Origin of the sequence: Hydrocarboniphaga sp., from assembly GCF_028291725.1 — a bacterium.
Classification (GTDB): Bacteria; Pseudomonadota; Gammaproteobacteria; order Nevskiales; family Nevskiaceae; genus Hydrocarboniphaga.
In genome coordinates this window covers 18213-27865 of sequence record NZ_JAQGNT010000052.1, presented here as the reverse complement: position 1 = coordinate 27865, position 9653 = coordinate 18213, and the positions used below count along the sequence as shown (strand labels likewise).

Genomic DNA, 9653 nt, shown 5'->3' with positions numbered 1-9653 from the left:
ATCACGGGGGTGTCGTCGCCCGGGAAGCCGTACTTGCTCAGCAGGTCGCGGATTTCCATTTCGACCAGCTCAAGCAGCTCTTCGTCGTCCACGAGGTCGCACTTGTTCAGCCAGACCACGACCTTCGGCACGTTGACCTGCTTGGCCAGCAGAACGTGCTCGCGCGTCTGCGGCATCGGGCCGTCCACCGCCGACACCACCAGGATCGCGCCGTCCATCTGCGCGGCACCCGTGATCATGTTCTTGACGTAGTCCGCGTGGCCGGGGCAATCAACGTGCGCGTAGTGGCGCGCAGCGGTTTCGTACTCCACGTGCGACGTCGCAATCGTCAGAATCTTCGTGCTGTCACGACGCCCCTGCGACTCAGACGCCTTCGCCACCTCGTCATAAGCCACGTACTTCGTCTTGCCAAACTTGTCCGCCGAAATCTTCGTCAGCGCCGCCGTCGTCGTCGTCTTGCCATGGTCAACATGGCCAATCGTACCCACATTCACGTGCGGCTTCGCGCGCTCGAACTTTTCCTTTGCCATGACAACAAACCTCTTTGCTCGTTAGCTTTGTTTGACGCTGCCGCCCTTGGCGTCAGCACTGTGATTACCGCTACGCCCGCTTACTTCTTCTTCGTCAGCGTCTCGGTGACGTTGCGCGGCGCTTCCTGGTACTTCTTGAATTCCATCGTGTACGTCGCGCGGCCCTGGCTCATCGAGCGCACGGTCGTCGAGTAGCCGAACATCTCGGCCAGCGGCACTTCAGCCGAAACCACCTTGGCGCCGAAGTTGTCTTCCATGCCGAGGATCACGCCGCGACGGCGGTTGAGATCGCCCATGATGTCGCCGGTGTAGTCTTCCGGGGTTTCGACTTCGACCGCCATGATCGGCTCAAGCACGACCGGGCTGGCCTTCTGGCAGCCTTCCTTGAACGCCATCGACGCGGCGACGCGGAACGCGATTTCGGACGAGTCGACTTCGTGGTACGAGCCGTCGGTCAGCGCGATCTTGATGTCGACCACCGGATAACCGGCGAGCACGCCGTTCTTGATCGCGTCGCGCAGGCCCTTGTCCACCGCCGGAATGAATTCCTTGGGGATGGTGCCGCCGACGATTTCGTTGATGAACTCGTAGCCCTTGCCGGTTTCGTTCGGCTCGATGCGCAGCCAGACGTGGCCGAACTGGCCCTTACCACCGGACTGCTTGGCGTACTTGCCTTCCTGCTCGACCGACTTGCGGATCGTTTCGCGATACGCAACCTGGGGCGCGCCGACGTTGGCTTCCACGCCGTATTCGCGCTTCATGCGGTCGACGAGGATTTCGAGATGCAGTTCGCCCATGCCGGACATGATGGTCTGGCCGGTTTCTTCGTCGGTGAACACGCGGAACGACGGATCTTCCTGCGCCAGGCGCGACAGCGCGACGCCCATTTTTTCCTGGTCGGCCTTGGTCTTGGGCTCTACCGCCTGGCTGATGACCGGCTCCGGGAAGATCATGCGCTCGAGCACGACCGGCTGCTTCAGATCGGCCAGCGTGGTGCCGGTGAACACGTCCTTCAGACCGACGCAGGCAGCGATGTCGCCGGCATGCACTTCGGTGATCGCCTGCTGCTCGTTGGCGTGCATCTGCACCAGACGGCCGATGCGCTCGTTCTTGCCGTTACGCGAGTTGTAGACCGAGTCGCCCTGCTTGAGCACGCCGGAATACACGCGGATAAAGGTCAGCGCGCCGACGTACTTGTCGGTCATGATCTTGAACGCCAGCGCCGAGAACGGCTCGTTGTCCCGGGCGTGGCGCTCGATCAGCTGCTCGTAATCGTCGACGTCGTGCGCCATCAGCGGCGGCACGTCGGTGGGGGCCGGCAGGTACTCGACGACCGCGTCGAGCATCGCCTGCACACCCTTGTTCTTGAACGCCGAGCCGCACAGCATCGGGAAGATTTCCAGCGCCAGCGTGCGCTTGCGCAGCGCGAGCTTGATCTCGTCCTCGGAGAGGTCGCCCTCCTCCAAGTACTTGTTCATCAGTTCTTCGCTGGCTTCGGCCGCGGCTTCGACCATGTTCTCGCGCCACTTCTTGGCGCTCTCGACCAGCTCGGCCGGGATCTCGCCATAGGTGAAGGTGACGCCCTTGTCCAGCTCGCTCCAGACGATCGCCTTCATCTTGACCAGGTCGACCACGCCCTGGAAACCCTCTTCGGCGCCGATCGGGATCTGGATCGGGACCGGGTTGGCGCGCAGCTTTTCCTTGATCTGCTTGACAACCTTGAAGAAATCGGCGCCGGTGCGGTCCATCTTGTTGACGAACGCAAGGCGCGGCACCTTGTACTTGGTTGCCTGGCGCCACACCGTCTCGGACTGCGGCTGCACGCCACCGACCGCGCAGTACAGCATGCAGGCGCCGTCGAGCACGCGCATGGAGCGCTCAACTTCGATCGTGAAGTCGACGTGGCCGGGGGTGTCGATGATGTTGATGCGGTGCTGGTCGAACTGGCCCGCCATGCCCTTCCAGAACGTGGTGGTGGCAGCGGACGTGATCGTGATGCCACGCTCCTGCTCCTGCTCCATCCAGTCCATCGTCGCGGCGCCGTTATGCACCTCGCCAATCTTGTGGTTCACGCCGGTGTAGAACAGCACGCGCTCAGTCGTGGTGGTCTTGCCGGCATCGATATGCGCGGAAATACCAATGTTGCGATAGCGCTCGATGGGCGTAGTGCGGGCCATGGCTCAACTCGTTGGGGTTCCGAGGAACGGGACCCCGAATATAGGGATGAAGCGGCGCTTTTAAAGCGCCACTCGGTAACGCGTACTACCAGCGGAAGTGGGCGAAAGCCTTGTTGGCTTCGGCCATCTTGTGCGTATCTTCGCGCTTCTTGACGGCCGCGCCGCGGTGCTCGGAAGCGTCCATCAGCTCGCCCGCCAGGCGGTCGGCCATGGACTTCTCGCCACGCTTCAGCGCGGCGTCGATGACCCAGCGCATCGCCAGCGTGGTGCGACGCACGGAGCGGACTTCGACCGGAACCTGGTACGTGGCACCACCGACGCGGCGGGACTTCACCTCGACCGAGGGGGCGACGTTGTCGAAGGCGGCCTGCAGCACGGCGGCCGGCTCGCCGGTCTTCTTCTTGGTGGCGATCTGGTCCAGCGCGCCGTAGACGATCTTTTCGGCCGTGGACTTCTTGCCGTCTTCCATGACCATGTTCATGAACTTGGTCACGACCAGGTTCTTGTACTTGGGGTCGGGCAGGATGACGCGGATTTCGGGCTTGCGACGACGTGACATTTCTTTTCCTAAAACTGGATCCCCGCCTTCGCGGGGATGACGCTATCGCGTCACTTCTTCTTGGTGGCGGCCGCGGCAGCGCCGGCCTTGGGACGCTTGGCGCCGTACTTGGAACGGCTCTGGCGGCGCTTGTCCACGCCCGATGCGTCGAGCGCACCGCGGACCGTGTGATAGCGAACGCCGGGAAGATCCTTGACACGACCGCCGCGGATCATCACGACGCTATGTTCCTGCAAGTTGTGCCCTTCGCCACCGATATAGCTGGTAACTTCGAAACCGTTCGTCAGACGAACGCGGCAGACCTTACGCAGAGCGGAGTTCGGCTTCTTCGGCGTCGTCGTATAGACGCGGGTACAGACGCCACGCTTCTGGGGGCAAGAGTCAAGCGCAGGAGCCTTGCTCTTATAGGTCTTCGGGCTACGGCAGTTACGCACGAGCTGATTGATTGTTGGCACGCGGATGCTTCCCAGCTTGACAAAGAGAGGACAGGACGCGAGTGGGCGGCCTATCGGGAAAGGGCGCGCATGTTAAGAGGGGCGGCGGGAAGTGTCAATACATCTAGAACCCCCCGGTTACATCGCCGACCGAGCCCCAGTAGCGCGCTCGCCAAACGATAGACAGCACCCTGCTCGGCTGGCGACTCTATCAGGCAATTTTCTGAATATAGAAAGAGCCGGGCTCACGATCAGCTGTCAAGAATGGCGCGACGCGCTTGAGATTATTATAGTGGTTATGGCGCAAGTAATTTAGCGCGCCAACAATTTTCCAGCTTTTATTATGTGACAAGAATGCTTCCAGTAAATACTGCTCATTCCAAAACTTAACTTCGCACTCTAACCATTGGGTCAAATAATTTTTAGGGGAGAAAATATCGTGTATGTGGACGATTACGCCCTTGTTAAGCGACGGCAACAACTCCAAATACTCGAAAAGCACGTCGCCCTGAGGTCTAATGACATGAGATGAATCGATGAATAGAATGTCATTCTCTTGAAGCCGAGAGAAGAACGCTAAATCCATGTTCTCCACTTTCTCTCGCACAACCAACACACCAATTTTCTCAAGCCACGGCATTTCGTAAGGCTCGATGCAGATATGCTCGCATTTTATGCCGACATCTTCCTGATGGTTCTTCTGCAGAGCTCTTACAGCAATCAAGGTCGAATTGCCACTCCCGATTTCAAATATCCTCTTTGGTTTGATGGCGCGCACCAACTGGTACCAATATTCAGCGTCACCCGATTCAAAAGCCCCATTACCGAAATAAAACTCCAGCTCTGAAGTTTTGGTCAATGAAAGATCAGAAAGCTCGCTGGAATAGCAAAACCGGTCCAAAATTTTGAGCTGATCCTGTGTCGCCCAATCAATTCCTGGGAGATTTCTGTCTTCGAAATAACTTTTTGAGGGCGAACCATTGTTAAATTGAGGTTCGTAATAATGATCTCTAATCGGAAACACGCCCACTTTCATCAGCGCTTGTTTACATCGCGGCAACCTGTGAACACCCGCAACTCTAACCATCTTTAACAGTACAGCCGCTGGGTACACCACAAGCGCCAATACCAGATCCAGAAATGGAAGAATTTTTAAAAAAAATTTTCTGTGTATCACTATGCATAACCTTATATAAAGCATTAACCGAACAACTATAGTCGCCAGTAATATGGAGCCATGCTGGAAAATTCCTTAACCTTGCTAGGAATATGCTGCTCGATCATTCCCAATCTATAGCCTGCATACTTCAACAAAGTTCTGAAGCAAGCGCTCAAAATTGCAGTTGGCTCATGCTGCATCAGATATTTTAATTCTGACTTGACGAATTTCAGCCCTTCTCCCTCGGCCTTCCCGAAACTTTCCAGCAACCAGCGGTTACGGCTGTGAAAAACCCCAATGTCGAAATATCGTTTAAAATCATCGCTGACGCGGTAACAATGCGAGTGAACGGCTTCAGCTTCACTGACATAGGCGACCTGCCATCCCGCCATCAGCATACGCCCGGCGACGATCTGGTCCTCCCCGAAGAAAGACTCCTGAGGAAAGTTTCCTACCGCCGCTAGCGCTGTGGTGCGGTAGGCGGAAAACGAATTCGAGCAAAATGTTGTCTTTACTCCATACTTTGCACGATCTTCAAAGCCGCGAAGCTGCGAAGCGTCAGCGGGGTAGTTGAACAAACGGGCATGTCGCTCGATCCCCCTTGCCTGGGGCCTCGGGCGTTGCCGGCCGTAAGCGATACCGACCTCAGGTCTGTCAAAAACAGCGAGCAACCGGTCCAGCGCGCCCGGGATCGGGATGGCATCCTGAGTCAGCAACACGAAGAATTCCGCGTCCGGGTAGCGCTCAACGGCCATGCGACGCGTGCCCCCATGATTGAATTCCGATTGAGGGATTACAAGCACTTGTGCGCCAAATTCCCTGAAGCGCGCAACGGTCCCATCTTTTGAACTGGAATCGATTACCAGCACGCGTTCCGGGTCCAGGCCTTGTGCTTCTAGAGCAGGTAGCAGCGCGGACATGTGCTTTTCGGCTTGATAGGTGGGCACGATGACGCGATAGCGGACCATAGATATTCGTTCGTACGGAATTGGGCGGGCTTATCAGCTCAGTCTTACCGACACTGCGCTAAGCGGACGTCATCATCAGTATTACCCTGCGGTCATAGCGACGACAGAAGCCGACCGGTTCGACCCCTATTTGTAGCAAGCCCTTCGTGGTGATGCGCGATGCACCCGAAATCAGTGCGCGTTGGTGCGCGACCAAACTCCGGCCTCCTAGCCGATGGCGCACCAAGGAGAGCAAGGCCGCCAGCATCCAAGTGTCCGATGCTCGCATTTTGCTGACAAACGCTCCGGCAACTGCCCAAAAAGTCCGGGCAGAGGATTGGCGCTGCCCAACAGGAAACTGAGGCATCGGCTCAACTTCCGCGAATCAGCTTGCCAATGCGCGATTTGGCCACCAGTTTGTAGTAAGCCAAACTTGCTGCTAACGGGCTGGCCCCTGCTTCCAGCAGGTTATCTTTCAACTCGGCGAAACCCTCCAGAACCCGGTGGTCGCTCACGCCGCCGAGATGGTAATCCGCAACCATCGTATCGACGACTCGAAAGCCATCCAGTCCGTACCGCTGAAAGATCCGCAGCATGAAAAGATGATCCATCGCAATTTTGCGTCTCAAGTCGTACCCGCCGACCTCGGCCCACACATCCTTGCGCACGAGGCAGCCCATGTGGGGCACAGACATCTTCTGCTTGAGCTTTGCTGGCTCCGGGCGAAAAATACGGACCAGGCGCTCGCCTGCCATGACACGAACGCTGCCGGCGACGACCGCTGGTCGTTGCCTTGCATGCACGGCCAGTTGTTCGAGGGCCGCCGCATCGAGTTCGTCGTCCGCATGAAGCAGGTAGTGGTATTCACCGGTGCTGAGGCGAATGCCCTTGTTCATCGCGTCCGAGATGCCGGAATCGGGCTCGCTCACAAATCGGTCGATGCTGCCTCGATACCGGTCGATGATCGACAGCGTCCCGTCGGTGGAACCACCATCAACGACGACGTATTCTAGATTGGGGTAGAGGCAGGCCTGCACGCTTTGAATGGCGCGTTTGAGGGTCGGAGCGGCATCACGGCAGATGGTGACGATCGAAATCGTCGGCAAAGCGTCTAGTGTCAACGATCTGCCGGTTTGATTGGGAACCGCTGTGGTCATGCCGGCCAAGACCGGTCGAACCATTCCGCAGGCCATGGCACAGCAATCGCCCCCGCACCCGCCATTGTAGAAAAGTGGTTAACTTCTTCTATCCCTAGTCGCGTCATAGTGAATAGCATTGAATCCAGGCCGGTCGTCGGCCGAACCCCGGCATAGTAAAGCACTGGCCATTTCTCGGCGATCCGGCCGGCAGCCAGCAATTCGCCCGGGTCTGCCCGCCAGCGAATGCGTCAGGAAATCGGCGAGCGATCTTCGATGAATTTCTGCATGCCTACCAGAGCAACACTCATGCGGAATTTCTCGGCAGTGCGTCTGCCGGCGGTGCTGAGTTGCTCGTAAAGCGCACCGTCGGTCAATAGCTGTTCAATCCGCTGCTGACATTCGACGACGTTGTTGACATAAATCGCGTTCTGCTCATGGACGACGTAAAGCCTCGGTCCCTGACTTGGGTAGAGAATGGTCGGAATTCCTCTGGACATCGCTTCCAGGGGCGGAAGACCAAAGCCCTCGTCGTAACTGGTGAAAAGCAGCAGCCTCGCCGAGTCGATGACCCGTATCAGTTCCTCGTCATCGCCCGGACAGCGGCACTCAAGGCCGCGCGCCCTAAGTTCGTCGAGCAGGGCTTGATCCTGGGAGACACAGATGAATCGCCACGGAGCGCCACGACTCAACAGATCGTAAAAACGATCCAGACCCTTCCAGGGCTCCCGTCTCGCGAAGAAGATCACGTCGTACTGCGGGGATCCACGATGTCCGGCCTGCAGTTCGTAGAAGATTTCCGCGGGCCCGATATCGACGGTAGCGGAACCCGCCCCGAAGTTTGCCAGCAGCCGTTTTTGCAGATGCCGATTGGCCGTGATGATATTCCGATCGCGATAAGTCCATGTGCAGATCAGGTTGAGTAACCGACCCGACCATCCGGAGTATTTGGTTTCGATATCTTGAACGAGATAGACCAGATTCCCGCGTCGTAGCCATGCTCCCAGACGTGCGGGAAAGTACGTGACGAAGAAATTGGCAACCACGACGGACCTGGGCGACACGACAAACGGGATCAACCCCAGAAACACCAAATAGTCGATGGGCTTGAAGCCGGTGTGGACACCAACATGCTTGAGATCGACACCGGGCGACAGGAAATATCGACCCGTAACATATCCCCGGGTTACCGCCAGCTCAACATCATGACCGGCTGCGTGCAGATGATTGGCCAACCGAACCAGCACGCGGACTCCGCCGTGCCAGGACAGATTGATCAGGGGGATCACGATTTTCACGCAGTAACTGCCTCGCCTCGCTCCGTCGCAATGACCAGCAGGGCAAACGCGAATATGCCGGGCTGGTAGGCGTATTGGTCTTGCATAAGCCAGAAGCCGAATCCGCCGATCGCGCTTAACGTGACACACGCCTGCCCCAGGGTCCTGGACCTCGTAAAGGACCGTACCAGTGGGCGTGCCAGAAGCCAGCAGGCGATCCCTCCGGCGATCACGCCGAATTCGCAGAGGAGGCGTACGAACAGGTTGAATGTGGACGCACGAAACGTGGCGCTTCCGTCTCCCCAGGCCGAAATCTCGTCGCTGACGGTGGCGAAAGCTGGGGCATAGCTCGCCAGAAAATACTTGAACTGCCCGATGCCGACACCGAACAAGGGATAGTCCGCCGTGATGAGAACCCCGGCGACGGTCGAACCGATACGCGCGATGTTCGACAGGTTCGACTGCAGATCTGCGACAGTGGCAAGCTTGATCAGAACCAGGGGCAGGGCGGCCAGAGTGACGACGATTCCGGATGCAGTTCCGACTCCGATTCGCCCTCTGCGAAAAGCCCAGCTCATATAAAACAATACCTGCAGGATGCCGATGCCGGCAGCAGTGCGTGCGTTGCACAGATAGATGCTCGCGAACATCGCCAGTAGAAACAGGCGCGCGAACCAGCGGATCCAAGCGGTGGGACTGCTGTTCGTGACCAGAAGCGCGAGCGGCCAGATCACGAGTGTCCACGAAGCGTAAACCGAAGGCTCCGTGGCAAATCCCGACGGTCGGGCATCTTCCTTGAATCTCATCACGTCTGCAGCAAGCATCAACGGGCTGTCGGGAGCGATCAGTTCGACGTAGAACATCGCCAGCGCCGGCGCTGACGCCACCACCGCGGTCAGTGCGACGTTGTAGCTCGAACGCGACTTCAGCAGGTCGCGCCAGACGTAAAAGCTTAGACATGCCCAAACCAGCATCGCATACTGCTTGAACCAGGTTCCGATCACTTCATCAACGCTGGTCGGCGAGCAATAGATCGCGATCGGCACGTTGATCAAGGGAACGACAAGAAACAGGAGAAGCAGCCTGTTGAATGTCGCATGGGGAACTGCCAGCACGTCACGCTGCTCAAGCCATCGCTTGACAAGAATGAAAGCGCCGACAGCGGCCAGCAGGATGTTGTCGGGCCGCGAACCGAATTCGCGCAGGAGATCTGCTCCGGCGGGAAATCCGTCGATGATCAGCAGACCAAGCAATAGTCCCAGGATCCAGTTCATGGCGAGAAACGCTTGGGCTTCGGTTGAAGCGATATTGCGACCAGTGGCATCGGCTCACGAAAAACGGGCACTGGCGCAGGTCTGAAGCTGGCGCCGACAACCAGACGCAATACAAGGATGCACGGCTCCGTGTGTTCGCGAATGTGGCTGCCTGGCGCAG

The 9653-nt window shown here is 57.9% G+C and carries 9 protein-coding genes; all 9 read right to left on the bottom strand.

What is annotated here, in order from left to right:
- Positions 1-530: GTP-binding protein (locus tag JWQ90_RS14955; RefSeq protein ID WP_299695625.1), on the bottom strand; the 530-nt coding region annotated here is incomplete at its 3' end.
- Between the two features lie 80 nt (positions 531-610).
- On the bottom strand, positions 611-2707 hold the full coding sequence (gene fusA / locus JWQ90_RS14950) for an elongation factor G (RefSeq protein ID WP_299695623.1): 2097 nt from the start codon (positions 2705-2707) through the stop codon (positions 611-613).
- A gap of 85 nt (positions 2708-2792) precedes the next feature.
- Entirely contained in the window at positions 2793-3266 is a 474-nt protein-coding gene (gene rpsG / locus JWQ90_RS14945) for a 30S ribosomal protein S7 (RefSeq protein ID WP_299695621.1), read from the bottom strand.
- A 50-nt stretch (positions 3267-3316) separates the two neighbouring features.
- Positions 3317-3721, bottom strand: coding sequence for a 30S ribosomal protein S12 (rpsL, locus tag JWQ90_RS14940; protein WP_299695619.1), 405 nt, complete (start codon positions 3719-3721; stop codon positions 3317-3319).
- Positions 3722-3911: 190 nt separating this feature from the next.
- Entirely contained in the window at positions 3912-4877 is a 966-nt protein-coding gene (locus JWQ90_RS14935) for a class I SAM-dependent methyltransferase (RefSeq protein ID WP_299695617.1), read from the bottom strand.
- A gap of 35 nt (positions 4878-4912) precedes the next feature.
- The gene (locus JWQ90_RS14930) at positions 4913-5827 is read right to left on the bottom strand and encodes a glycosyltransferase (RefSeq protein ID WP_299695615.1); all 915 of its coding nucleotides are present in this window, start codon (positions 5825-5827) and stop codon (positions 4913-4915) included.
- A gap of 350 nt (positions 5828-6177) precedes the next feature.
- Entirely contained in the window at positions 6178-6963 is a 786-nt protein-coding gene (locus JWQ90_RS14925) for a glycosyltransferase family 2 protein (RefSeq protein WP_299695629.1), read from the bottom strand.
- Between the two features lie 230 nt (positions 6964-7193).
- Positions 7194-8240: a glycosyltransferase family 4 protein gene (locus tag JWQ90_RS14920; RefSeq protein ID WP_299695613.1), complete on the bottom strand. Its 1047-nt coding sequence runs from the start codon at positions 8238-8240 to the stop codon at positions 7194-7196.
- The gene (locus tag JWQ90_RS14915; protein WP_299695611.1) at positions 8237-9493 is read right to left on the bottom strand and encodes a hypothetical protein; all 1257 of its coding nucleotides are present in this window, start codon (positions 9491-9493) and stop codon (positions 8237-8239) included. The genes JWQ90_RS14920 and JWQ90_RS14915 overlap by 4 nt, the downstream gene beginning before the upstream one ends.
- Between the last annotated feature and the right edge of the window lie 160 nt (positions 9494-9653).

Excerpts from the sequence above, each read along its gene's own strand:
- fusA (WP_299695623.1), bottom strand. The coding sequence starts at position 2,707 with ATGGCCCGCACTACGCCCATCGAGCGCTATCGCAACATTGGTATTTCC.
- rpsG (WP_299695621.1), bottom strand. The coding sequence starts at position 3,266 with ATGTCACGTCGTCGCAAGCCCGAAATCCGCGTCATCCTGCCCGACCCC.
- JWQ90_RS14930 (WP_299695615.1), bottom strand. The coding sequence starts at position 5,827 with ATGGTCCGCTATCGCGTCATCGTGCCCACCTATCAAGCCGAAAAGCAC.
- JWQ90_RS14925 (WP_299695629.1), bottom strand. The coding sequence starts at position 6,963 with ATGACCACAGCGGTTCCCAATCAAACCGGCAGATCGTTGACACTAGAC.
- JWQ90_RS14915 (WP_299695611.1), bottom strand. The coding sequence starts at position 9,493 with ATGAACTGGATCCTGGGACTATTGCTTGGTCTGCTGATCATCGACGGA.